At 67.0% G+C, this 23,100-nt stretch carries 24 protein-coding genes, 1 tRNA gene and 1 pseudogene; 14 read left to right on the top strand and 12 right to left on the bottom strand.

Going from position 1 to position 23,100, the window contains the following annotated elements:
• Positions 1-96 precede the first annotated feature (96 nt).
• Together hisI and folE are read right to left on the bottom strand one after the other, a co-directional pair.
• Positions 97-534: a phosphoribosyl-AMP cyclohydrolase gene (hisI, locus tag F6X38_RS07175; protein WP_150968923.1), complete on the bottom strand. Its 438-nt coding sequence runs from the start codon at positions 532-534 to the stop codon at positions 97-99.
• Positions 531-1,154 (bottom strand): GTP cyclohydrolase I FolE, encoded by a 624-nt coding sequence (folE, locus tag F6X38_RS07180; RefSeq protein ID WP_150968924.1) that lies wholly within the window; start codon positions 1,152-1,154, stop codon positions 531-533. The genes hisI and folE overlap by 4 nt, the downstream gene beginning before the upstream one ends.
• A 117-nt stretch (positions 1,155-1,271) precedes the next feature.
• Here folE and F6X38_RS07185 point away from each other — a divergent pair, with 117 nt between their 5' ends.
• From F6X38_RS07185 to thrS, 6 genes are all read left to right on the top strand, one after another.
• The gene (locus F6X38_RS07185; RefSeq protein WP_150968925.1) at positions 1,272-1,715 is read left to right on the top strand and encodes an iron-sulfur cluster assembly scaffold protein; all 444 of its coding nucleotides are present in this window, start codon (positions 1,272-1,274) and stop codon (positions 1,713-1,715) included.
• Positions 1,716-1,724: 9 nt separating this feature from the next.
• Positions 1,725-2,015, top strand: coding sequence for a nucleotidyltransferase family protein (locus tag F6X38_RS07190; RefSeq protein ID WP_150968926.1), 291 nt, complete (start codon positions 1,725-1,727; stop codon positions 2,013-2,015).
• Entirely contained in the window at positions 2,015-2,389 is a 375-nt protein-coding gene (locus F6X38_RS07195; RefSeq protein ID WP_150968927.1) for a HepT-like ribonuclease domain-containing protein, read from the top strand. Before F6X38_RS07190 ends, F6X38_RS07195 begins: the two co-directional genes overlap by 1 nt.
• Positions 2,361-2,663, top strand: a complete 303-nt coding sequence (yidD, locus tag F6X38_RS07200; RefSeq protein ID WP_150968928.1) for a membrane protein insertion efficiency factor YidD — start codon at positions 2,361-2,363, stop codon at positions 2,661-2,663. Before F6X38_RS07195 ends, yidD begins: the two co-directional genes overlap by 29 nt.
• Before the next feature lie 54 nt (positions 2,664-2,717).
• Positions 2,718-2,921, top strand: a complete 204-nt coding sequence (locus tag F6X38_RS07205; protein WP_150968929.1) for a YegP family protein — start codon at positions 2,718-2,720, stop codon at positions 2,919-2,921.
• 172 nt (positions 2,922-3,093) lie between these two features.
• Positions 3,094-5,088: a threonine--tRNA ligase gene (thrS, locus tag F6X38_RS07210; RefSeq protein WP_150968930.1), complete on the top strand. Its 1,995-nt coding sequence runs from the start codon at positions 3,094-3,096 to the stop codon at positions 5,086-5,088.
• A gap of 54 nt (positions 5,089-5,142) precedes the next feature.
• Here the strand turns inward: thrS and F6X38_RS07215 are convergent, their stop codons facing one another.
• A complete protein-coding gene (locus F6X38_RS07215; RefSeq protein WP_246191231.1) occupies positions 5,143-6,315 on the bottom strand; it encodes a hypothetical protein in 1,173 nt (390 codons plus the stop codon).
• 153 nt (positions 6,316-6,468) lie between these two features.
• On the opposite strand from F6X38_RS07215, the gene F6X38_RS07220 reads away from it, so the two are divergent.
• From F6X38_RS07220 to F6X38_RS07230, 3 genes are all read left to right on the top strand, one after another.
• A complete protein-coding gene (locus F6X38_RS07220) occupies positions 6,469-7,053 on the top strand; it encodes a nitroreductase family protein (RefSeq protein WP_150968931.1) in 585 nt (194 codons plus the stop codon).
• A gap of 4 nt (positions 7,054-7,057) precedes the next feature.
• Entirely contained in the window at positions 7,058-7,681 is a 624-nt protein-coding gene (locus F6X38_RS07225) for a flavin reductase family protein (RefSeq protein ID WP_150968932.1), read from the top strand.
• A 206-nt stretch (positions 7,682-7,887) separates the two neighbouring features.
• Positions 7,888-8,913, top strand: coding sequence for a DUF2336 domain-containing protein (locus F6X38_RS07230; RefSeq protein WP_161992649.1), 1,026 nt, complete (start codon positions 7,888-7,890; stop codon positions 8,911-8,913).
• A 2-nt stretch (positions 8,914-8,915) separates the two neighbouring features.
• Here F6X38_RS07230 and F6X38_RS07235 read toward each other — a convergent pair whose 3' ends face one another.
• Together F6X38_RS07235 and F6X38_RS07240 are read right to left on the bottom strand one after the other, a co-directional pair.
• On the bottom strand, positions 8,916-9,689 hold the full coding sequence (locus F6X38_RS07235) for an NAD kinase (RefSeq protein ID WP_150968934.1): 774 nt from the start codon (positions 9,687-9,689) through the stop codon (positions 8,916-8,918).
• Positions 9,690-9,855: 166 nt separating this feature from the next.
• Positions 9,856-9,929, bottom strand: a tRNA-Ile gene (locus tag F6X38_RS07240).
• A 181-nt stretch (positions 9,930-10,110) separates the two neighbouring features.
• On the opposite strand from F6X38_RS07240, the gene F6X38_RS23670 reads away from it, so the two are divergent.
• Positions 10,111-10,554 carry a DUF2934 domain-containing protein gene (locus F6X38_RS23670; RefSeq protein ID WP_202617946.1) on the top strand — a complete coding sequence of 148 codons (444 nt, stop codon included), beginning with the start codon at positions 10,111-10,113 and terminating at the stop codon, positions 10,552-10,554.
• 19 nt (positions 10,555-10,573) lie between these two features.
• Positions 10,574-10,906 carry a hypothetical protein gene (locus tag F6X38_RS07255; RefSeq protein WP_150968935.1) on the top strand — a complete coding sequence of 111 codons (333 nt, stop codon included), beginning with the start codon at positions 10,574-10,576 and terminating at the stop codon, positions 10,904-10,906.
• Between the two features lie 4 nt (positions 10,907-10,910).
• Here the strand turns inward: F6X38_RS07255 and F6X38_RS07260 are convergent, their stop codons facing one another.
• The 3 genes from F6X38_RS07260 to F6X38_RS07270 form a co-directional block, all read right to left on the bottom strand.
• Positions 10,911-11,651, bottom strand: a complete 741-nt coding sequence (locus tag F6X38_RS07260) for an HAD family hydrolase (RefSeq protein ID WP_150968936.1) — start codon at positions 11,649-11,651, stop codon at positions 10,911-10,913.
• Positions 11,639-12,478, bottom strand: a complete 840-nt coding sequence (locus F6X38_RS07265) for a carbon-nitrogen hydrolase family protein (protein WP_150968937.1) — start codon at positions 12,476-12,478, stop codon at positions 11,639-11,641. The genes F6X38_RS07260 and F6X38_RS07265 overlap by 13 nt, the downstream gene beginning before the upstream one ends.
• 78 nt (positions 12,479-12,556) lie before the next feature.
• Positions 12,557-13,936: an aspartate aminotransferase family protein gene (locus tag F6X38_RS07270; protein WP_150968938.1), complete on the bottom strand. Its 1,380-nt coding sequence runs from the start codon at positions 13,934-13,936 to the stop codon at positions 12,557-12,559.
• A gap of 81 nt (positions 13,937-14,017) precedes the next feature.
• On the opposite strand from F6X38_RS07270, the gene F6X38_RS07275 reads away from it, so the two are divergent.
• Entirely contained in the window at positions 14,018-14,317 is a 300-nt protein-coding gene (locus F6X38_RS07275; protein ID WP_161992650.1) for a hypothetical protein, read from the top strand.
• Between the two features lies 1 nt (position 14,318).
• Here F6X38_RS07275 and F6X38_RS07280 read toward each other — a convergent pair whose 3' ends face one another.
• Positions 14,319-14,888, bottom strand: a complete 570-nt coding sequence (locus F6X38_RS07280) for a DNA-3-methyladenine glycosylase (RefSeq protein WP_150968940.1) — start codon at positions 14,886-14,888, stop codon at positions 14,319-14,321.
• A 119-nt stretch (positions 14,889-15,007) separates the two neighbouring features.
• On the opposite strand from F6X38_RS07280, the gene metH reads away from it, so the two are divergent.
• Positions 15,008-18,772, top strand: a complete 3,765-nt coding sequence (metH, locus tag F6X38_RS07285) for a methionine synthase (protein WP_150968941.1) — start codon at positions 15,008-15,010, stop codon at positions 18,770-18,772.
• Positions 18,773-18,977: 205 nt separating this feature from the next.
• On the opposite strand, the gene F6X38_RS07290 is transcribed toward metH, so the two are convergent.
• Positions 18,978-19,739 (bottom strand): DUF2076 domain-containing protein, encoded by a 762-nt coding sequence (locus F6X38_RS07290; protein ID WP_150968942.1) that lies wholly within the window; start codon positions 19,737-19,739, stop codon positions 18,978-18,980.
• A 241-nt stretch (positions 19,740-19,980) separates the two neighbouring features.
• On the opposite strand from F6X38_RS07290, the pseudogene F6X38_RS07295 reads away from it, so the two are divergent.
• A pseudogene (locus F6X38_RS07295) lies at positions 19,981-20,358 on the top strand (NUDIX hydrolase); the annotation flags it as partial.
• 48 nt (positions 20,359-20,406) lie between these two features.
• On the opposite strand, the gene F6X38_RS07300 reads toward F6X38_RS07295, so the two are convergent.
• The gene (locus F6X38_RS07300) at positions 20,407-21,039 is read right to left on the bottom strand and encodes an exopolysaccharide biosynthesis protein (RefSeq protein WP_150968943.1); all 633 of its coding nucleotides are present in this window, start codon (positions 21,037-21,039) and stop codon (positions 20,407-20,409) included.
• Between the two features lie 97 nt (positions 21,040-21,136).
• Positions 21,137-23,035, bottom strand: a complete 1,899-nt coding sequence (locus F6X38_RS07305; RefSeq protein WP_150968944.1) for a potassium transporter Kup — start codon at positions 23,033-23,035, stop codon at positions 21,137-21,139.
• Positions 23,036-23,100: the final 65 nt, after the last annotated feature.

A 23,100-nucleotide genomic window follows, 5' to 3' on the forward strand; every position in this document is an offset into this window, starting at 1 on the left:
GCAGCGGCTGGCTGCGTACCGCTTCCCGCAGGTCTCCTTTCGTCGAGCCGCGTCGCCACATGCCGACGAGGATAGAGCAAGAGCCTTGCCGCTTTCCTAAACTTTCACCGGAAGATGCGGATCGAAGACCAGCGTCCTGCCGTCGCCTTCGAGATCGACCAAGCGGTAGAAGCAGGACGCGCGGTGGGTATGGCAGGTCTCGGCGGGCCGCTCGGTGCGCACCTTCAGCCAGACGGCGTCCTGGTCGCAATCGACCCGGATTTCCTCGACCGCCTGCGTCGCGCCCGAGGTCTCGCCCTTCTTCCAGAGCGCCTGCCGCGACCGGCTCCAGTAGTGGGCGACGCGGGAGCGGATCGTCAGATCGAGCGCCCTCTCGTTCATGTGCGCCACCATCAGAAGGTCGCCGGACGCGGCATCGGTCACGACCGCCGTCACGAGGCCATCGCGATCGAAGCGGGGCGCGAGGCGTTTCCCCGCTTCCGCCTCGGCCTTCGCGCCGGGCGGGTCGAGCAGGCGATCCGGTTCGGCCGTCATGCGCCCCGCCAGATCGTCGACAGGACGCGGTCGCGCTCTTCGCGATCGTCGGCGAAAACGCCGTGGAAGCTCGTCGTCACAGTGGTCGAGCCTTTCGTGCGCACGCCCCGCATGGCCATGCAGAGATGCTCCGCCTCCAGCACGACGGCGACGCCGCGCGGGCGAAGCACGTCTTCGATCGCGGCCGCGATCTGCACCGTCATCTTCTCCTGCGTCTGCAGCCGGCGCGCGAAGATGTCGACGACGCGCGAGATCTTCGACAGCCCGAGCACCCGGCCCGACGGAAGATAGGCGACATGCGCCTTGCCGATGATCGGCACCATGTGGTGCTCGCAATGCGAGTGGAAGTCGATGTCGCGCAGCAGCACCATGTCGTCGTAGCCACCGACCTCCTCGAAGGTGCGGCCGAGCACCGCGCCGGCATCCATGCGATAACCCCCGAACAGTTCCTCGTAGGATTTCGCGACACGGGCCGGCGTTTCGCGCAGACCTTCCCGCGCCGGATCGTCGCCGGCCCAGCGGATCAGCACCTCGACCGCCGCTTCCGCCTGCTCGCGGGTGGGACGCTCGACCGCCGCGTCCCCGCGGCTGTCGGGAAACTTCTTGATGATGGCGTCCATGAAAGCGCTACTCCGAGGCCATCGCGCCGCAAATCTTCCGGGCCGGCGTGAGGCATCCTATATAATCGGCGCGACCGGAGCTTTGAAGGCTCGGCGCGGCTGCGGGAAACGAGCGACGTGATCGACGACGTCTATAATGCGGAAATCCTCCGCTACGCCGGCAATATCGGACGGATCGGCCGCTTGGAAGCGCCGGATGCGACGGCGACCGCGCATTCGAAGCTTTGCGGCTCGACGGTCACCGTGGAACTCGTCGTCCGCGACGGCGTCGTCGCCGACTTCGCGCATCAGGTGCGCGCCTGCGCGCTGGGCCAGGCATCCTCGTCCATCATGGCCGCGAACATCGTCGGCACCCCGCCCGATGAACTGCGGTCGCTCCGCGAGACCATGCGGCGGATGCTGAAGGAGAACGGCGAGCCGCCAACCGGCCGTTTCGCCGACCTGCGCTTCCTCGAGCCCGTGCGGGATTACAAGGCGCGCCACGCCTCCACCCTCCTGACCTTCGACGCCGTGGTCGACGCGCTGGACCAGGTGGAAGCGAAGTCCGCCGAAGCAGCCTGAGGAGCAGCGATGCGTCCGTCGGAAGCGTTGGAGAGGCACCGCGACGAGGTGCTGCGGATACTGAAGGAGTTCCGCGTCATCAACCCTCGGATATTTGGGTCTGTCGCGCGTGGTGAGGATGTCGAAGGCAGCGACCTCGATATCATCCTGGAGTTGGAGGAGTCGGCATCCTACTTCAACGTCTTCCGCATTGAGGATGCCTTGACCGAACTGCTCGGGGTTCCTGTCGATGTCAGAACCCCGGGGCGTCCGGGAACGCGGTTCGCACGCGAAGTGGAAAAAGATGCGATGCGTGTCTGATGGCGAAGGCTGCCCGCGGCCTGCCTGAACTGCTGACCGATCTCGTCAACTGGGGAGAACGGGTCGAGCGCGTGCTGAGCCTCACCTCGACCGAAGCTATCCGTAAGGATGAGCTGGCGGAACTCGCGCTGGCTCGCGGGATGGAGATATTCGGCGAGATTTCCGGACGTTTGATCAGGGAACATCCCGAATGGGCATCCGAGGAGTCCCGAACTGAACTCCGGTACGCGTATCGGCTCCGTAACAAGCTGGCGCACGACTACGACGACATCGACTTGGACACCGTCCACAAGATCGCAAGTACGGATATCCGGCGGTTGACCGAAGCGGCGAGACGATGGCTCGATGAAATTGACGCCCCCCGAAAGCCGTAACTACTCTGGGCCGTGGCCGCGCACGCCGTCGCGGTTGTTCGGCATCGGCCTCATCCGGCTCTACCAGCTCACCCTGTCCGGCTTCATCGGCCATCATTGCCGGCATCTACCGACCTGTTCGGAATATGCCTACGAGGCGGTTGCGCGATACGGGCTTCTGGTCGGCGGATGGCTGGCGGCGAGGCGCGTCACTCGCTGCGGACCGTTCGGATCCGCGGGCTTCGACCCCGTGCCGGAGAAATTCGGCGTCCCGCGACGTCACTCCTCGAATTGACGAAAGCAACGCACCGGTTATTTCCATCCTCGCAACTGGACCGCGAGGACCGTCATGGCGCATAAGTTCGAGATCGTGAAAGACAAGAAGGGCGAATACCGCGCCCGTTTCAAGTACAACAGCGAAATCATATTCGCGACCGAAGGCTATTCCTCGCGGGCCGGCGCCCAGCGGGCGATCGAGGCGATCAAGAAGCACGTTCCGACCGCCGAGGTCACCGAAGTCGAGACGCCGGTGGCCGACGCCAAGGGCATCTGACGCCGAACAGAGCCCACAGGCGATCTTTCGCGAGGCTGCAGCCAGGTGCGGCCCCGCGAAGTCGCGGCTTGTCCCGTGATCGATCGGTGGTAGAACGCCCGCCACGCGCAAGGCGCGCCGATCGATAGGCTTACCCGCATCCGTAGGCGGGGGTGAGCGGAAAGGACATGCGATGATCGACCTTCGTTTCCCCGATGGTTCCGTGCGGCAGTTCGAGCCCACGACGACCGGTGCGGAGATCGCCGCCGGCATCTCCAAATCGCTCGCCAAGAAGGCCGTCGCCTACGCGCTCGACGGCGAGGTCCGCGACCTCGCCGACCCGGTGCAGCGGCCCGGCATGGTCGAGATCGTGACGCGCGACGACCCGCGTGCCATCGACCTCATCCGGCACGACGCGGCGCACGTCATGGCCGAGGCGGTGCAGGAACTCTGGCCGGGCACGCAGGTCACGATCGGGCCGGTGATCGAGAACGGCTTCTACTACGACTTCGCCCGCGACACGCCGTTCACGCTGGACGACCTAGCCGTGATCGAGAAGAAGATGCTGGAGATCGTCCGCCGCAACGCGCCGTTCCGCAAGGAAGTCTGGAGCCGCGACAAGGCGAAGGCCGTCTTTGCCGAGAAGGGTGAGACCTACAAGGTCGAACTGGTCGACGCGATCCCCGAAGATCAGGACGTCAAGATATACAGTCAGGGCGACTGGTTCGACCTCTGCCGCGGCCCGCACATGGCCTCGACGGGGCAGGTGGGCGAGGCGTTCAAGCTGATGAAGGTCGCAGGCGCCTACTGGCGCGGCGACTCGAACAACCCGATGCTGACGCGCATCTACGGCACGGCCTGGGCCAGCCCCGAGCAACTCAAGACGTATCTTACGATGCTGGAGGAGGCGGAGAAGCGCGACCACCGCCGGCTCGGCCGCGAGATGGACCTTTTCCATTTTCAGGAGGAGGGACCGGGCGTCGTCTTTTGGCATCCTAAGGGCTGGTCGCTGTTCCAGGACCTCGTCGCCTACATGCGGCGGCGGCTGAAGGGCGACTACGACGAGGTGAATGCCCCGCAGGTACTCGATAAGTCGCTGTGGGAAACGTCCGGTCACTGGGGCTGGTACCGCGAGAACATGTTCCAGGTGCAGTCGGCCGGCGACGAGGCGGAGGACAAGCGCGTCTTCGCGCTGAAGCCGATGAACTGCCCTGGCCATGTGATGATCTTCAAGCACGGCCTGAAGTCGTACCGCGAACTGCCGATCCGCTATGCCGAATTCGGTCTCGTCCATCGCTACGAACCGTCCGGCGCGATGCACGGCCTGATGCGGGTGCGCGGCTTCACGCAGGACGACGCGCACATCTTCTGCACCGACGAGCAGATGGAAGCCGAGTGCCTGAAGATCAACGACCTGATCCTCTCGGTCTATCGCGACTTCGGCTTCGAGGAAGTGGTCGTGAAGCTGTCGACGCGGCCGGAGAAGCGGGTCGGATCGGACGCGCTCTGGGACCGGGCGGAATCCGTGATGCGCGACGTGCTGAAGACGATCGAGACGCAGTCCGGCGGCCGCATCACCACCGGTATCAACAAAGGCGAGGGCGCGTTCTACGGTCCGAAGTTCGAGTACACGCTGCGGGATGCGATCGGCCGCGAATGGCAATGCGGCACGACGCAGGTGGACTTCAACCTGCCGGAGCGCTTCGGCGCCTTCTACATCGATTCGAGCTCCGAGAAGACCGTGCCGGTGATGATCCACCGCGCGATCTGCGGCTCGATGGAGCGGTTCCTCGGCATCCTGATCGAGAACTTCGCCGGCAACTTCCCGCTTTGGCTCGCCCCTGTGCAGGTCGTCGTCGCGACGATCACATCCGAGGCCGACGACTATGCGGCCGAGGTGGCGGCGAAGCTGCGCGCGGCGGGTATCCGCGCGGAAGCCGACCTTCGCAACGAGAAGATCAACTACAAGGTCCGCGAGCACAGCCTCGCGAAGGTGCCGGTGATCCTCGTCTGCGGCAGGCGCGAGGCGGAGGAGAGCAGCGTCAACATCCGCCGGCTCGGCTCGCGCGACCAGCAGGCGATGGCTCTTGACGCGGCGATCGCCGCACTCGTCGACGAGGCGACCCCGCCGGACCTGCGGCGCGCTCGAACGGGCGCATCGGCCGAACTCGGCCTCGCGGCGGAATAGCGGCAGCAGCGGCGCGGCCGGCGGGATGCCCCGCCTGTCGCGCCCGCCCTTCGCTCAGTCGCCGGAGCCCTGATCGGAATCCTGCGCCGGCAGCACGTCGGTCGTCAGCAGTTCGACATCCGCGTTCTTGCCGGCTTCCACGGTGAAGTCCCGCTGGTAGGTCTTGTCGCGATTCTTCGCGACGACGAGATAGTTGCCCTCCGCCAGCACCATCGAGGGGAACGCGCCGACACGCTCCTCGACGAGGTCGCCGTCGCCCGTCATCACCTGCCACGCGGTGTCGGCGATCGCCTCGCCGCCCTTGTCGCGCAGAAGCTTCATCGTCAGTTGCGCGGCGCTGTGCTGTAGGGTGACGTCGGTGACCTTGCCGGCCTCGATCTTCACCTCGCCGTGCACCTCGGCATTCTCGTCGCCGTAGTGCGAGACGATCTGGTACGAGCCGGCGTTCAGCGCCACCACCGAGTTCGCATCGACGTCGCCCGCGATCAGGCGGCGATCGCTCTCGACCACTTCATCCGAATAGACGTCGAACCGCAGCTTGTCGGGCGGGATCGCGCCGTTGGCGCCGACGCGTGCGTTCATGCGCAGGCCCCCGGCGTCGAGCACGATGTCCTCGTTCGACGCAGGTCCCCCGATGTCGATACGCTTCGTGACGCCCGCGCGCCCGAGGCCGACATGCATCAGGTAGGAGCCCGCCGGTATCTCGAAATCGGCGCTGCCGCCCTTGGCTGACGCGATGAGCGCCAGCTTGCCGTCGACGCCGGGGATCGGCGAGAACAGGCGCCAGACTAGGCCGGACGGCAGCTTCGCGCCGTCCTTCACGAGTCGCGCATCGAGATGCAGCCGCCGCGTCCGCGCCAGCGGGTTCGCGGCGACAGAGTTCTGCGGCGCGTAGGCGGGAAGTGCCGGCAGCGACAGTTCCGGCTGCGGCAACCCGCCGAGCTCGGTATTCGGCAGCGCGATCGGCTCGAGCTTGTGCAACGGCTGCGGCAGGTTGACGCCGAGATCGCCCGGCGAGCTGTTCGGAATGGCCGAAGGCGAGACGTAGGCGCCGGGCTCGTCGCCGCCCTCCTTGCCGCCGCCGAAGCTGCGGGAAAAGAAGCCGCCCTTTCCCCCCGGCGCTTCTTGCGCGACGGCCGGCAGCACCGACACCACCGCCAAGGCGACGCCCGCGGCGGTAAGTGCCGCGCCATGCCAGCGCAGAAGTGGATGCAGAACTGAACCCATCGTCTCAGGTTGAATACGTTTCGAGCCGGTTTCCAAGTGTGGAGCGCCGTCGTCACCGCTTCTTTGTGGCGAGGTTAGGGGAAAGCGAGGCCGCGGCTTGGATTTCGCCGCCAGTGTGGCTAGCTGACACCTATCCGAAGAGGGACCCCGACGTTGAACGAAATCGCCCAGTACCTGTCCACCCGCCGGTCGATCGCCATTCCCGCGCTCGGCCAGCCGGCGCCTGAAGGCGAAACGCTGGAAGCGATGCTGCGGATCGCGGCGCGCGTGCCGGATCACGGCAAGCTCGCGCCCTGGCGCTTCATCCTCTACCGCGGCGATGCGGCCGTGCGGATCGGGGTGGCGCTTCGCGAACTGGCGGAGCGGCGGGAAGGACCGCTCGGCGAGATGCGGCGGGACATGGAGGAAAAGCGCTTCAGCCGTTCGCCGCTGGTGGTCGGCGTCGTGTCGCGCGCCAAGCCGCATGTGAAGATACCGGAATGGGAGCAGGTCATGTCCGCCGGCGCCGCGGCGATGAACCTCGTCCACGCGGCGCACGCCCTCGGCTTCGGCGCGAACTGGCTGACGGAATGGGTGGCCTACGACGACGAGGCGAAAGGCATCCTCGGCATCGCGCCGAACGAGAAGGTCGCGGGCTTCATCCATGTCGGCTCGCCGGTCGACGTCCAGACCGATCGCGTCCGGCCCGAACTCGCCGACATCGTCAGCGAAGCCGCCGCGCCGCCGGCGGCGGCCTGAACCGATGTTCTACACGACGGAGGCGAACGATCACGGCCTGCCGCACGATCCGTTCAAGGCGATCGTCGCGCCGCGTCCCATCGGCTGGATCTCGACACGGGCGCGCGACGGCTCCATCAACCTCGCGCCCTACAGCTTCTTCAACGCGATCTCCGACAAGCCGAAGCTCGTCATGTTCTCGTCGAGCGGCATGAAGCACAGCGCGAGCTTCGCCATCGAGACCGGCGAATTCGTCGCGAACCTCGCGACGGAGGCGCTGGCGGCGGCCGTGAACCGTTCGTCCGCTCCCGCTCCGCGCGGCACGAGCGAGTTCGCGCTCGCCGGCCTGACGGAAGCGGCGTGCCGGCTCGTCGCCGCGCCGCGCGTCGCGGAAAGCCCGGCGGCGCTGGAGTGCAGGGTCACAACGCATTTCACGCCGGCCGGCTTGAACGGCGAGCCGTCCGAATCGGTGATCGTGATCGGGGAGGTCGTCGGCATCCATATCGACGAGGCGCTGCTGCGGGACGGCATGATCGACATGGCGCTGGCGAGGCCGCTGTCTCGTCTCGGCTATTTGGACTACGCGGTCGCCGCCGACGTGTTCCAGATGACCCGCCCCAAGCAAGCGGACGGTGCCGACGCCGCGTGAAACGATGAAGGATCGGTGAAAAAGCTCAGTAAACCGATCCTTAACCGCCGACGCATAACCTTTCCCGGTCAGTTCCTCGTCCGGCTCCGCCACCCGCCATGAATCTGCAGCGTTTCGTTAGATGGTGCGAGACGGCGTCCAGCCGGCAGCGCGCCGAAGGCTACGCCATTCTCGCCCGGGCACTGGCCGACGAGACTCTGCCTCCCTTGGATCGTGACGCGGCCTCGAACGGCCTCTATCTGGCGCTGGATGATCCGTCGCCCAAGGTCCGCCTGACGGTCGCCGATGCGGTTGCCGAAAGCGCCGCAGCGCCCCGAGCGCTCGTGAAGGGGCTGCTCCTCGATATCGATGAGATCGCCGCCCGCGTCGCGCTCTCGCCGGTCCTGACGAGCGAGGATCTTCGCGACGCGCTGGTCGTCGTGCGCGAGCCGGTCCGTGCGGCGATCGCCGCCCGTCCGCGGCTGGGAGCCGTCGCAGTTGCGCTCGCTCGCGTCGGCGGCATCGCCGCCTCCCTGGTCCTTGCCGCAAACGATTGCGCGTCCATGCCGGCCGCCACCTTCCGCTGCATGGCGGAGCGCTGGGGCGGCAATGCCGCACTGCGCTCGCTGCTGCTGGAACGGCACGATCTCCCGGCCGATGTGCGCCAGACGCTGATTCTAGAAGCGGGCCATGCCCTGCAGCACTCGGCCTTCGTGGCGGGAGTGCTGGGGGTGGCTCGTTCCAGCGAGATCGCCTTCGAGGCCTGCGCCCGCGCGACCGCCGCGATGGCGGAGTGGCTGGACGGCCGCGACATGCCGAGCCTGATCGATCATCTCCGGACCAGCGGCCAGCTCACCCCGGCCTTCCTCATCCGTATCACCTGTTCCGGCAACATCGATCTTCTTGCGGCATCGCTGGCGGCGCTGTCCGGCCTGTCGGAACGGCGTGTGCGGGCTGTGGTGGTGGAAGCGCGCCAAGGCCCGTTCCGTTCGCTGGCGCGCGACTGCGGGCTCGACGAGTCTGCCGCCGCACTCCTCCATCTCGCCACCCGGCAGTGGAAGGAAGTGGCGACCGGCGCGGTTTCGGGCGACGTGCGGGACGTGTCGGCCTTCGTCATGCGGCGCGTCGTCGAGGCGTTCCGCGCGCTGCCGGGATGCCGGCCGGGTGACACGACGCGGTTCCTGCGACAACTCGAAGGCGAATCGGCGCGCGACGCCGCCCGCAACCGACGTGAACTGCTGCTGGCTGCCTGAGGTCAGTACCGGAACTGCTCGGAGATGATGCGCTCGTCCCAGGAATGGTCGCGGTCGAAGAGGATCTGCGCCTGAAGCGTGGTCGATTCGCGCACGGCGATGTGCTGTACCGACTTCACCTCCGTGTGGTCCGCCACCGCGTTCACCGGGCGCTTGCCGGGCTCCAGCGTCTCGATCTCGACCGTCTGCCGGCTGGAAAGGAGCGCCCCGCGCCAGCGCCGGGGCCGGAAGGCGCTGACCGGCGTCAGGGCCAGCAGCGGAGCATCCATCGGGATGATCGGCCCCTGCGCCGAGAGGTTGTAGGCGGTTGAGCCGGTCGGCGTCGCGACCATCACGCCGTCGCAGACGAGTTCCTCCAGTCGCGGCTGCCCATCGATCACGATCCGCAGCCGCGCCGCCTGGTAGGATTGGCGGAACAGCGCCACCTCGTTGATGGCGCGCGCCTCGTGCCGGGCGCCGTCGACGTCGATCACGGCCATTTCGAGCGGCCTGATCGTATGTTCGGCGGCCGCTTCGATCCGCTCGATCAGGCCCGTCTCGCGGAACTCGTTCATCAGGAAGCCGATATGGCCCTGATTCATCCCGTAGATCGGGATGCCCGTATCCATGAAGCGGTGCAGCGACTGCAGCATGAAGCCGTCGCCGCCGAGCGCTACGACGACATCGGCCCGTTCCGGAGGTGCTTGCGGATAGAGCGCTTGCAGCCGCTCGGCTGCTTCGCGCGCGGAGGGCACGTCGCTCGCAACGACGGAGATCGCGGAGATGGATCGCGGCATCGGCTCCGAAGCGTCGTTCGCCCTCGTGCCGACGCGGCAGGGCATTCCCAGACCTGGCAAGGGCGGAGCCGCGAATACGGCCGACTACGGACCGCCCTTCGATCCGCCGGCGATGATAGGGCGGAACGTCCCGGTTTCCAACGCCTCTGCGGCTCGGAAGGCGCGGTGGGCCCGGAGGGACTTGAACCCCCAACCAAGCGGTTATGAGCCGCCGGCTCTAACCAATTGAGCTACAGGCCCGGCCGAAACCCGCCATAAGCGAAAGCGGTGGCGCGCTCAAGGCGCGATCGCCGCCATATCCTCGTGGCCACCTCTGTCTTCGCGACGCAACCGCTCCATTATCGCGTCCGTTAGTTTGCGAGGCACCTGACGGCAGCGGCAATCGTCGCGACAGGCGTGACGGCCCGCGGGAAGGAACGAGATGAAGAACGACGACGAGGAACGGATTCGCCAGGAAGCGCATCGTCTCTGGGAAGCGGAAGGGCGACCGGACGGGCGCGCCGACCGGCATTGGGCCGAGGCGCGCGAGATCGTCGCGCTGCGTGACAGCATGGGCAGCACGCTGAAGCCCGTGCAGGACACGCTGGAAGAGCCGGCCGAACCCGCGCTGGCGGCCGAGAACCTCGGTGATCTGCCGGGCATGACGGATCAGGGTGACGAGAAGCTGGCTCCCAGCCTCGACGCGGCTCGCGACCTGACCGACGAACAGTCGCTGAGCACCGACAAGGACCGGAAGAAAGAGAAAGCCAAGGCGCCGGCCGCCAAGGCGAAGGCCGCCGATAAGTCGAAGGCGAAGACCAAGGCCGCGACGGCGAAAGCCCCGGCGAAGGGCGAGACCAAGGCGTCCAAACGCAAGAGCGCGTGACGTTTTCGAGGAGCATGTGATGTCGAAGCTGAGACAGGAAGAGCGCGACGCAGCGCTGCCGCAGGACGGGGCCTTCGCGAACGAGGACGACCTGCACCCCTCGGACCGCGCCGTTGCCGGGCTGGAAGCGGAGGACGAGGGTCTCGACCCGGCGGATCGGCAACCGGGCACGTTGGCCGACGACGACGCGACCCAGATGGACGTCGGCACCGAGCCCCGCAGCGAGGAAACCTCCGTCGACTACGCCAACGACGACCAGGAAACGCTGGACGGCCTGGACGAACTGGAGGAGTCCGTGCGCGAGCAGGCGGAGGACCGACCGCTCGGCAGCGCGAGCGAGTTCGAACCGTAAGGGGTCAGCCGAGCCCGAGCGCGGCGAGCAGTTCGCCGAGATCGGTCACCGTCAGGACCGGGAGATCGTTCAGGGCTTGGCTCGCCGCGGACGTCCGCGCGATGCCGACCGGCACCGCGCCGGCTGCGCGGGCGGCATGCATGTCGTGCGGCGAGTCGCCGAGGAGGGCGACCGCGGAAGCCGGCAGTCCGGTGGCACCGGCGAAAGCCTGCACCATGCCGGGACCGGGCTTGCCGCCGAAGCCCGAGTCGTAACCGGCGACGAAGCCGAAGAAGCCGTCGATCGCCAGCTTTTCCAGATGGGCGCGGGCCGTCTGCTCGAAATCGTTGGTCGCGATGCCGACCGGCAGGCCCGCCTCGGTCAGCCGGGCGAGGGCGACGGGGACGTCGTCGTAGGCGGTGAGATGGCGGAGGCTCGCGGCGCGGAACGCTTCGTCGAGCCGCGTAAGGAGCGCCCGGTCATAGGGGTCGCCGAGACGCTCGGCCCAGGCCGGTGCGAACTCGTCGGCATCGCCGCCGATGATCGGCGAGTCCGGCAGGAACCGGTTTTCGCCCGGTACGAAGCCGCAGGAGGTGGCGAGGGCCGCGATCATGGCAATGTCGCCGCCGGCGAGTTCGTCCAGCACTTCGGCGGTGGCCGGACCCCAGGTGGCTTCGAAGTCGAGAAGCGTTCCGTCCTTGTCGAACAGAACCGCGCGGACGCCGACGAGGGCGGGATGGACGTCGCGCCGCATCAGCGCATCCAAGGCGCGTCCTCGTGCTCGGCATGGCTGGGCGGCGGCGGACGGCGGAGCGCGAGCGCGGTGCGAAGCTCGTCCAGATAGGGATTGGTCTCGACCGAAGCCGAATAGTCCTCGGCATCGATCGTCGCGTCGATGAAGCCGAGTTTGTCCTCCGGCGCGACGGCGATGCGGGCGCCGTCCGGCGCCGCGACGCAGGAAAGGCCCTGATAGGAGAAGCGATCGTCCTTGCCGGCGTGGTTCACGTAGACGATGAAGACGTGGTTCTCGAAAGCGCGCACCGGCACGACGCTCTCCGCGATGAAGCGCGAGGCCGAACCTGCCGGCAGGGCGGTCGGCACGAAGATGATCTCCGCGCCTTCGAGCGCCAGCTCGCGAACCCGCTCCGGAAACTCGACATCGAAGCAGACGAGGACGCCCGCCTTCTTGCCGGCGATCTCGAAGATCTGGCTGGCGCTGGTGCCGGGGGTGAACAGCGCCTTTTCGTATTCGCCGTAGAGGTGCTGCTTGGCGTAGACGATCGGCTTCTGGCGCGGGCGCACCACCACCGCGGCGTTGATCAGGTTCTCCGTTTCGCGGAGTGCGAGGCCGATGACGATCGCGATGGAATGGTCGTCCGCCATCTCGCGGAGCTCGGACATGATCGGACCGTCCGCCTCTTCCGCCACCTCGCGGATCGCTTCGCCGGCTCCGTAGCCGGTCGGCGCGAGTTCAGGAAAGACGACGACGTCCGCCCCGTCCGAGGCGGCGTCGGCGATAAGGTAGCGGATCGCCGACAACCGGGCCTGGAGGTCGGTTTCCTCCGCCGGCATCTGGCACGCACGGACTTCCATGGAGGGCTCCGTCGAATGGAAAGCTGCGCGGCTACGTTCCGGTGCGCTGCAGCATGAGGCGCGCCATTTACGCGCCCGCTACGCCGGGTTCAACCCCGCGGTCGCCTGATCGAAGGCGCGGGCGAAACGGTCGAGCATCTCGTCCACCTCTTTTTCGGTGATGATCAGCGGCGGGCAGAAGGCGATCTGGTCGCCGATCGCCCGGATGATCACGCCCTGCTCGTGGGCCGCATCGAACACCGCCAGTCCGAGCTTGCCGACCGGATCGAAGCGGCGCTTCGCCGCCTTGTCCGCAACGAGCTCGATCGCCGCGATGAGGCCGACGCCGCGCACTTCCCCCACCAGCGGATGATCTGCGAAGCGCCGCCGCAACTCGCGCTGCAGGTGCTCGCCGACGACCCGCGCGTTCTCCACCAGCCCGCGCTCCTCGATGATGTCGAGGTTCTCGTTCGCGACGGCGCAGGCCACCGGATGCGCCCCGGCGGTGAAGCCGTGGCCAAGCGTGCCGATCTTCGCCGAATTGTCGGCGATCCCCTGGTAGATCTCGTCGCTGATCAGCACAGCGGCCAGCGGTTGATAGGACGAGGTGATCTGCTTCGACAGCACCAGCACGTCCGGATCGATGCCGTAATAGTTGCAGCCGAAGGGCGTGCCGAGCCGACCGAAGCCGTTGATCACCTCGTCGATGACAAGGAGCACGTCGTACTTGTGGCAGACGGCCTGGATCTTCTGCCAGTAGCCTTCCGGCGGCGGCATCACGCCGCCGGCACCCATCAGCGGCTCGCCGATGAAGGCGGCGATCGTCTCCGGCCCGGCTTCGAGAATCGTCGCTTCCAGTTCGTCCGCGAGCCGCGTCGAGAACGCTTCCTCGCTCTCGCCGGGATCGGCGTAGCGGTAATGGTGCGGGCAGGTGACGTGCTTCACCGGGATGATCGGCAGGTCGAAGTCGCGGTGGTTCGTCGGCAGGCCGGTCAGCGAGCCGGAAGCGATGGTGATGCCGTGATAGGCCCCCTGGCGCGCGATGAAGGTCTTCTTCGCGTGGTGGCCGCGCGCGTTGTTGAAGTACCAGACGAGCTTGATCGCGGTATCGTTCGCCTCCGAGCCGGAGTTGGTAAAGAACACCTTCCGCAGCCGCTCCGGCGTCATGCCGACCAGGCGCTCGGCGAGGAGGATTGCCGGCTCGTTCGATTTGTGGCTGAACGAATGGTAGTAGGGCAGCTTCTGGAGTTGCCGGTAGGCGGCGTCCGCCAGCCGCTTCTCGCCGAAGCCGACGGCGACGCTCCAGAGCCCGGCCATCCCCTCGATATATTCCCGACCCTCGTCGTCGAAGACGCGGATGCCTTGCCCGCGCTCGATGACGATCGGGCCGCGCTCCTCATGCCGGCGGGCGTTCGTCACCGCATGCAGCAGATACTCGACGTCGCGCGCCTGCATCGAGTTCGGGAGGGCATTCGACATGAGGAAGCGCTCGCGGGTTGGCGTCGTGGGGACGTATCCTCCTAGCCTGTCGCCTTCTGCGAGGCAAAGGCGGCGGCGCGCATGTCGCAGGCCCCGAACCGGATCGCCCTGCCGCCGTTCACCCCCGGACGGACAGGGATGAGTGCCATGCAGGACCCGAAGGACACGCACGTGGTTTCGCGCAACTCCTCGCACGAGAATGAGCGCACGCCGGATGGCGGGCAGACGCCGCGGGTGTCCGACACGCTGGCGAACGCGCGCGGCGGGCCGGACGCCGACCACCACATTGAAGCGGCCGCCAACACCGTGGTGGACGAGGAATCGGGCGCATCCGGCGCAGGCGAGCCGGAGGGCCGCATCGAGCCGTTGAAGCGGCGCTAGCTCACGCCGTCGGCTCGGCGAAACGTTTGCTGAGGTAACGCGAGCCCTTTTCGCCGAAGCGCCAAGGCGTCGTCTGGCTCTTGCTGATGCCGATGCGCGGGCCGATGGCGACCACCGGCGGATTGGAGACGTGCTCCAGTCGGAACGGGGCCGCGTCGAGCGGCAGGGCATTGAACGAGTGGTCGACGCCGAGCGCCTCGGCGAGACGCCCCGGCCCGGAGCAGAGCTTCAGCGGATCGGCGAGGCCGCGCCGCTCGGCCATCCGGTCCAGTCCGGCGGTCGGTCGCAGCGCGCGGATCAGCACGCCCGCGCCGAAGCCCTCCCGTTGGCAGACGAAATTCAGGCACCAATGCATACCGTAGGAGCGGTAGACGTAGGCGTGGCCCGGTGGCCCGTACATCACGACGTTGCGCCCGCGCGGGCCGCCGAAGGAATGCGAGGCGGGGTCGTCCTGATCGTAGGCCTCGGTTTCCACGATGACTCCGCCGACCGCGTCCACGAACAGCGCACAGCCGATGAGGTCGGCCGCGACGGTGGCGACGGGCCGGTCGAAGAAGGACTTCTCGATCATCTTGCCGTATATGGTGCGGCCACGGCCGGCCGTTCCTGTTGCGGCAGGTGCGGCCCATCATATAAAGAAATCTTTATGTCTTGATGCCGGTGGGCGAAGCCGGGACGGAAGTCGAGCGGATGAGCGAGATCAGCGACAGCCTTTTCGGGATCGGTACGAGCACCGATCGCCCCAGCGCGCGCGAAGCGCTGGCGGCGGCGGCGGCCGAGCGCATCCTGATCCTCGACGGCGCGATGGGCACGCAGATCCAGGGGCTCGGCCTCGACGAGGAGCATTTCCGCGGCGACCGGTTCCAAGGCTGCGAGTGCCATCTGAAGGGCAACAACGACCTCCTGATCCTGACGCAGCCGAAGGCGATCGAGGACATCCACTACGCCTACGCCATCGCCGGCGCGGACATCATCGAGACGAACACCTTCTCGTCCACCACGATCGCGCAGGCCGACTACGCGATGGAGGATCAGGTCTACGAGCTGAACCGCGACGGTGCGCGGCTGGTGCGCCGAGCCTGCATCCGCGCCGAGCAGGATGACGGCAAGCGCCGCTTCGTGGCCGGCGCGCTCGGGCCGACGAACCGCACGGCCTCGATCTCGCCGGACGTCAACAATCCGGGCTTCCGGGCCGTCACCTTCGACGAGCTGCGCATCGCCTATGCCGAGCAGGTGAGGGGCCTCGTCGACGGCGGCGCCGACCTGATCCTGATCGAGACGATCTTCGACACGCTGAACGCCAAGGCGGCGATCTTCGCCGTCCGCGAGGTCTTCGCGGAGAAGAATGTCGACCTGCCGATCATGATCTCCGGCACGATCACCGACCGTTCGGGCCGGACGCTTTCCGGCCAGACGCCGACCGCCTTCTGGCATTCGGTGCGCCATGCCGAGCCGTTCACGATCGGGCTGAACTGCGCGCTCGGTGCTGCGGCGATGCGCGACCATCTGGCCGAGATTTCCGGCGTCGCGGACACGCTGGTCTGCGCCTATCCGAACGCCGGCCTGCCGAACGAGTTCGGCCAGTACGACGAGACGCCGGAGATGATGGCCGCGCAGATCGCCGGCTTTGCGGACGAGGGTCTGATCAACGTGGTCGGCGGCTGCTGCGGCTCGACGCCGGACCATATCCGCGCCATCGCGAAGGCCGTCGAGGGCAAAGCGCCGCGCCGCGCGCCGACGATCGCGCCGCAGATGCGGCTGTCGGGGCTGGAGCCGTTCGTGCTCACGGAGGAAATTCCGTTCGTGAACGTCGGCGAGCGGACGAACGTCACGGGCTCGGCGCGCTTCCGCAAGCTCATCACCAACAACGACTACCCGGCGGCGCTGGCGGTGGCGCGCGAGCAGGTGGAGAACGGCGCGCAGGTCATCGACGTCAACATGGACGAGGGCCTGATCGACTCGAAACAGGCGATGGTCGACTACCTCAACCTCGTCGCCGCCGAGCCGGACATCGCCCGCGTGCCGGTGATGATCGATTCATCGAAGTTCGAGGTGATCGAGGCCGGCCTGAAATGCGTGCAGGGCAAGCCGATCGTCAACTCGATCTCCATGAAGGAGGGCGAGGAGGCGTTTCTGAAGGCCGCGAAGCTGGTGCGCGACTACGGCGCGGCGGTCGTCGTCATGGCCTTCGACGAGGAGGGGCAGGCCGACACGCTGGAGCGCAAGGTCGCCATCTGCGGGAGGGCCTACAAGCTCCTGACGGAGCGGATCGGCTTCCCGCCGGAAGATATCGTCTTCGATCCGAACGTCTTCGCGGTCGCGACCGGTATTGAGGAGCACAACGGCTACGGCACCGCCTTTATCGAGGCGACGCGGACGATCCGCGAGACGCTGCCGCACGCCCACATCTCCGGCGGCGTCTCGAACCTGTCCTTCTCGTTCCGCGGCAACGAACCGGTGCGCGAAGCCATGCACGCCGTGTTCCTCTACCACGCCATCCAGGCGGGCATGGACATGGGCATCGTCAATGCTGGCCAGCTCGCCGTCTACGAGTCGATCGACGCGGAACTGCGCGAGGCCTGCGAGGACGTGGTGCTGAACCGCCGGGCGGAGGCGACCGACCGGCTGCTGGCGATCGCCGAGCGCTTCCGCGGCACGGGCGGCGGGCAGGCGAAAGTGCAGGACCTCGCCTGGCGCGAGAAGCCGGTGGCGGAGCGCCTCAGTCACGCGCTTGTCAACGGCATCACCGACTTCATCGAGGCGGATACGGAGGAAGCGCGCGCCGCGGCCGCGCGGCCGCTCCACGTCATCGAAGGGCCGCTGATGGCGGGCATGAACGTCGTCGGCGACCTCTTCGGCGCGGGCAAGATGTTCCTGCCGCAGGTGGTGAAGTCGGCCCGCGTGATGAAGCAGGCCGTCGCCTACCTCCTGCCGTTCATGGAAGCCGAGAAGGAAGCCGAAGGCGGCAAGCGCCAGGCCGCCGGCAGGATCCTGATGGCGACGGTGAAGGGCGACGTCCACGACATCGGCAAGAACATCGTCGGCGTCGTCCTCGCCTGCAACAACTACGAGATCATCGATCTCGGCGTGATGGTGCCGTCCGCAAGGATCCTGGAGGAGGCGAAGAGGCACGAGGTCGACGTAATCGGCCTCTCGGGCCTCATCACGCCTTCGCTGGACGAGATGGTGCACGTGGCGAGCGAGATGGAGCGGGAAGGGCTCGACATCCCGCTGCTCATCGGCGGCGCGACGACGAGCCGCGTCCACACGGCGGTGAAGATCGACCCGAACTACCGCGCCGGCCAGACGGTCTACGTGACGGACGCGAGCCGCGCGGTCGGCGTCGTGTCGAACCTCCTGTCGCCGGAAGGCCGCGACGGCTATGTGCGGCAAGTGCGCGAGGAATACGAGAAGGTCGCGGCGAACCACGCGCGCTCGGAGGCGGAGAAGAAGCGCCTGCCGCTGGAGCGCGCGCGGGAGAACGCGCTGCGCATCGACTGGTCGGCCTACGCGCCGACGCGGCCGAGCTTCCTCGGCACCCGCGTCTTCGAGACCTACGATCTCGAACGCCTGTCACGCTACATCGACTGGACGCCGTTCTTCCAGACCTGGGAGCTGAAGGGACGCTTCCCGCAGATCCTCGACGATGAGCGACAGGGAGAGGCGGCACGGCATCTATACGACGACGCGCGCAACATGCTGCGGCAGATCGTCGAGGAGAAATGGTTCGCGCCGAAGGCGGTGATCGGCTTCTGGCCGGCGAATGCGGTCGGCGACGATATCCGGCTCTTCGCGGACGAGGGCCGCAGGCAGGAACTCGCGACCTTCTACACTCTCCGTCAGCAGCTTTCGAAGCGCGGGGACGACCGGGCGAATCTGGCGCTCGCCGATTTCGTCGGGCCGCAAGCGTTGGGAATCGAGGACTATGTCGGCGGCTTCGTGGTGACAGCCGGGATCGAGGAGGAGGTTATCTCCGAGCGTTTCGCCCGGGCGAACGACGACTACGCCTCGATCATGGTGAAGGCTCTGGCCGACCGCTTCGCCGAGGCCTTCGCCGAGGAGATGCACGAGCGCGTACGCCGAGAGCTTTGGGGATATGCATCGGAGGAGGCGCTGTCGGCCGAGGAACTGATCGCGGAGGGCTATGCCGGCATCCGTCCGGCACCCGGCTATCCCGCGCAGCCGGACCATACGGAGAAGAAGACGCTGTTCCGCCTCCTCGACGCGGAAGCCGCGATCGGCGTGAAGCTGACCGAGAGCTACGCGATGTGGCCCGGCTCCTCGGTGTCCGGCATCTATATCGGCCACCCGCAGGCGCATTATTTCGGCGTCGCGAAGGTGGAGCGCGATCAGGTCGAGGACTACGCCGCCCGCAAGGGCATGCGGGTCGCTGAAGTCGAGCGCTGGCTCGGCCCGATCCTCAACTACGTGCCCGTGGCAGAAGCCGCGGAATAGCACTTACGCTGGCGAGTGCGCGCCATTCCTCTCCCCGTCGGGGAGAGGGTGGACGACGCGAAGCGGCGGACGGGTGAGGGGCGTGCAGCCGTAGCGGGTGCCCGCCAAGCGCTCCCTTCGAGAATACGCCCCTCATCTCCTGCCGGACCTTCTCCCCGAAGGAGAGAAGGCTATCGTCAGCCGTTCGGACGCTCCGGCAACCGCCTCAGACGTCTTCGACGTCGCCGCCGAAGTCGCCTCCATCGTCGTAGGACGCGTCCTGGTAGCCGCCATCCTGGTAGCCGGAGTTATCGTCAGCATAGCCGCCCTGATCGGAGGCGTCCTGCCGCTCGCCGCCCCGATCGCCCTCGTAGATGTTGGTGGTCTCGTTGACGACCTCCTGCGGCTGCTCGTTGCCGCCGCCGAACAGGCCGCCGTGGCCGCCGAACATCGAACCGATGGCGTTGCCGAGGACGACGCCGCCGGCGACGCCCATCGCGGTCTGCGCCGCTCCCGCCAGGAAACCGCCGCCGCCCCCGCCGCCGAACCCGCGTCCGAAGCCGCTCTGTTGCGGCGCGTACTGAGGCGGCTGGGCGTATTGCGGCTGTTGCTGGGCGTAGCCCTGCGGCGCGGCCTGCTGCGCACCTCCGCCCCACGGTCCGCCGCGGCCCGCCGCCGGCGCGCGGTCAACGTCACCACCGCCGAACATGCGCGACAGGAAGCCGCCGCCTTCGCTCGGACGGTCGCGGCCGGCGGCTTCACCGTGCTCCACCCGGCGCTTCAGGTCGTCGAGTTCCTGCTGCTTGGCGTTGAGCGCCATGTCCTGCATGACGATGGTCTGCGCCATATAATAGGAAGCGCCCGGCAGCCGCTGCGTTTCGTCGGCGATCAGGCGCTCGGCTTCCGCGTCGCGCGGACCGGCCTGGTGTTCGACGTCCCGCAGCTTGCGGAAAAGATCGGAGATCGCGTCGCGGTCCCGGGAATCCATCTGCTCCTCCATCGCATCCGCCGCGACAGGCACGGCCGTGCGGATGAGATGGGAAGGACGCCCAGGTTCCGCCAGCGCGCATCGGATCGATGACGGAATCGTTTCCGTTCCACTGCGAGTGGAAGCGATAGCTTCGAGAAACCAGCCGGTGAAACGAAAACCGTCGCGAACGCGCTACTTCGGCTCGCGAATCCTTTCTAGGATCGCTCGTCGACTCAAGCGAAGGATGAATCGTAACCCGATGACCGCCAAGAAGGACGCCCTCCAGTACGGGGCGCTTCCCTATCTGATCGAGAATGGCGAGCTGCGCGTCCTTCTCGTCACATCGCGGGGCACGGGGCGCTGGATCATTCCGAAGGGCTGGCCGATGAAAGGCAAGCGTCCGCACGAAGCCGCGGCGCAGGAGGCGTTCGAGGAGGCCGGCGTCGTCGGCAAGGCGCGGCGGAAGCCGATCGGCGCCTACGAATACGACAAATATGCGCTCGACGGTTCCTTCGTCCGCTGCACGGTCCGGGTCTTTCCTTTGCCGGTGGAAACGCTGACCGACGACTGGAAGGAGGTGCTCCAGCGCCGGCGGCAGTGGTTCGGCCGGGAAACAGCGGCGGGGCTCGTCGAGGAACCCGACCTCCGCGAGCTGTTGCGGACCTACCAGCCCGGCAAGGTGCCGTCAGGTGAACAGCCGCTCGAACAGGAGGGAAAATCCCTCGAAGACGAAGGCGCCCATCAGACCGAGAACGGCGATCGAAAGGGCCGTAAGCAGAAGGCCAAGCAGCGCCCAGACCCCGTCCTGCTCCAGAAGCGCAAGCGAAAAAAAGCAGATCGCGATCGCCGGAAGCATGTTGCCAAGCGGGATCGGCAGGAAAAGCACGATCGCCATCAGGAGGCAGGCGATCCCGATGAGGTACTCGGAGGGCGCGCGGACGAGAACGGTCAGCCGCGGTCGTAGCAGCTTCTCGGCCCGCTGGATCCAGGGCACGACGCGGGTGATCATGGTCTCGAAGTCGGCGCGCGGCATGGATCGGTTCGCGATGACCCCGGGCAGCCACGGCGAGCGCCCGAAGCTCAGTTGCGCGGCGAGGATCACCAGCGGCGCGCCGAGGATCGCGGACGTGCCCGGAATGGCGGGAAGCGCGTTCGGGATCGCGAAGATCAGCATCAACGCCCCGAAGGCGCGGTCCTGCAGCGCCATGACGAGATCCGCGACCGAGACCCGCGCGCGGGTCTCGTCGGCAGCCATGGCTTCGAGGATATCGGCGAGCGTTCGCTTGGCCGGGGGCGGCGGCAGGGCTCCGTCGTCCATGCTTGGTTCAGCGCTCGCTTCCTGCTGCGATCCGGGGCATTTGCACGCGTTGCGTGACGAATGAAAGTCGCCGCGGCGGCTTCGTGTTCCCTAGGCGCTAAATGGTGAACTGCTGTCCCATTTCGACCACGCGGTTCGTCGGCAGACAGTAGTAATTCGACGTATCGGCGGCGGACAGCGCGAGCGTGATATAGAGCCGGTCCTGCCACTGCGGCATGCCGACATTCGCGGTGGCGCGGAACACCCGGCGCGACAGGAAGAACGAGGTCGACATGATCTCGAACTTCAGCCCCTTCTTCTTCGCCAGCGAGAAGGCCTTCGGCACGTTCGGCTCCTCCATGTAGCCGAAGGTGAGGAAGACGCGCGTGAAGAGTTCGGACGCCTGCTCGATCCGCACGCGATCCTCAAGCGGCACGCGGGGCGTGTTCTCCACAATGATCGTCATGATGATGTTGCGTTCGTGGAGCACGCCGTTGTGCTTCAGGTTGTGCATCAGGGCGCTCGGCGCCATCTGCGTGTCGGAGGTGAGGAACACCGCCGTTCCCCGCGCCCGCGCCGGCTGCGAGCGCTCCAGCATGTGCGTGAGGTCGGTCAGCGCGATGCTCTCGCGCCGCGCTTTCGCGTAGACGATCCGCGTGCCGCGCATCCAGGTCCACATGATGACCGTCAGCCCGGTCGCGAGGCCGAGCGGCGCGTAGCCGCCGTCGAGCACCTTCAGGAGATTCGACCCGAGGAAGATGCATTCCAGGAGGACGAAGGGGATCATCGTCAGGAGCGCCAGCGGCAGCTTCCACTTCCAGCACTTCCAAAGGAAGATGACGGTCAGGATCGACGTCCCGATCATGTTGCCGGTGACGGCGATGCCGTAGGCGCTGGCAAGGCGGCCCGAGGTCTGGAACGACAGCACCAGCACCATCACGCCGATGAACAGGAGGAAGTTCACCTTCGGCATGTAGATCTGGCCGAACTGCTCCTCCGACGTGTGGAGGATCTCGAGGCGCGGCACCAGGCCGAGCTGGACCGCCTGCTGCGTCAGCGAGAAGGCGCCGGTGATCACCGCCTGGCTGGCGATCACGGTCGCCATCGTGGCGAGGATCACCAGCGGCAGCCGGCCCCATTCCGGCGCCATCAGGAAGAACGGGTTCTCAAGCGCGGCCTGATCCTTCATGATCAGCGCGCCCTGGCCGAGATAGTTGAGCGCAAGCGCCGGGAACACGAGGAACACCCAAGCGACGCGGATCGGTTTGCGGCCGAAATGGCCCATGTCGGCGTAGAGCGCCTCCGCGCCGGTGATCGCCAGGAACACCGATCCGAGGACGATCAGCGCCAGGAAGCCGTGCTCGATCAGGAAGAAGAAGGCGCTGAGCGGGTTCAGCGCCAGGAGGATGTCGGGCCGGTCGCCGATATGGACGATGCCGAGCACGCCGATCACGACGAACCAGACGAGGGTGATCGGGCCGAAGAACACCGATATCCGCCCCGTGCCGCGGCTTTGCACCGCGAACAGCCCGATCAGGATGACGATGGTGATCGGCAGGACCCAATGGTCGAAGACCGGCGTCACGAGCTTCAGGCCCTCGACCGCCGACAGAACGGAAATCGCCGGCGTGATGATCGCATCGCCGTAGAACAGCGAGGCGCCGATGATGCCGATGATCGCCAGGAACATCTTGCGGCCGAGAACGCGCTGCACCAGCGCCAGCAGCGAGAGGGTGCCGCCTTCGCCATTGTTGTCGGCTTGGAGGACGAGGATGATGTACTTCACGGTGACGATGAGCGTCAGCGCCCAGAAGAGCAACGAGACGACGCCGATCACCTCGCTGTCGAGCAGACCGTCCGCGGCCGAATGGACGACGGCCTCGCGCAGCGCGTAGAGCGGGCTGGTGCCGATGTCGCCGTAGACGACGCCGATGCAGCCGAGCAGCAGCTTCCAGAACCCGGAACTGACGTGGTCCTGCTCGGAAACCGCGTGCGGATGATCTGCTTCGACGGCCAATCAGCTTCTCCGGGCCGCGACCTCTATCCCGACGAACCGGGAAGCGGCGCAACCTTCCGATGGCG

The sequence above is a fragment of the Plantimonas leprariae genome (assembly GCF_008802405.1).
GTDB classification, from domain to species: Bacteria; Pseudomonadota; Alphaproteobacteria; order Rhizobiales; family Rhizobiaceae; genus Plantimonas; species Plantimonas leprariae.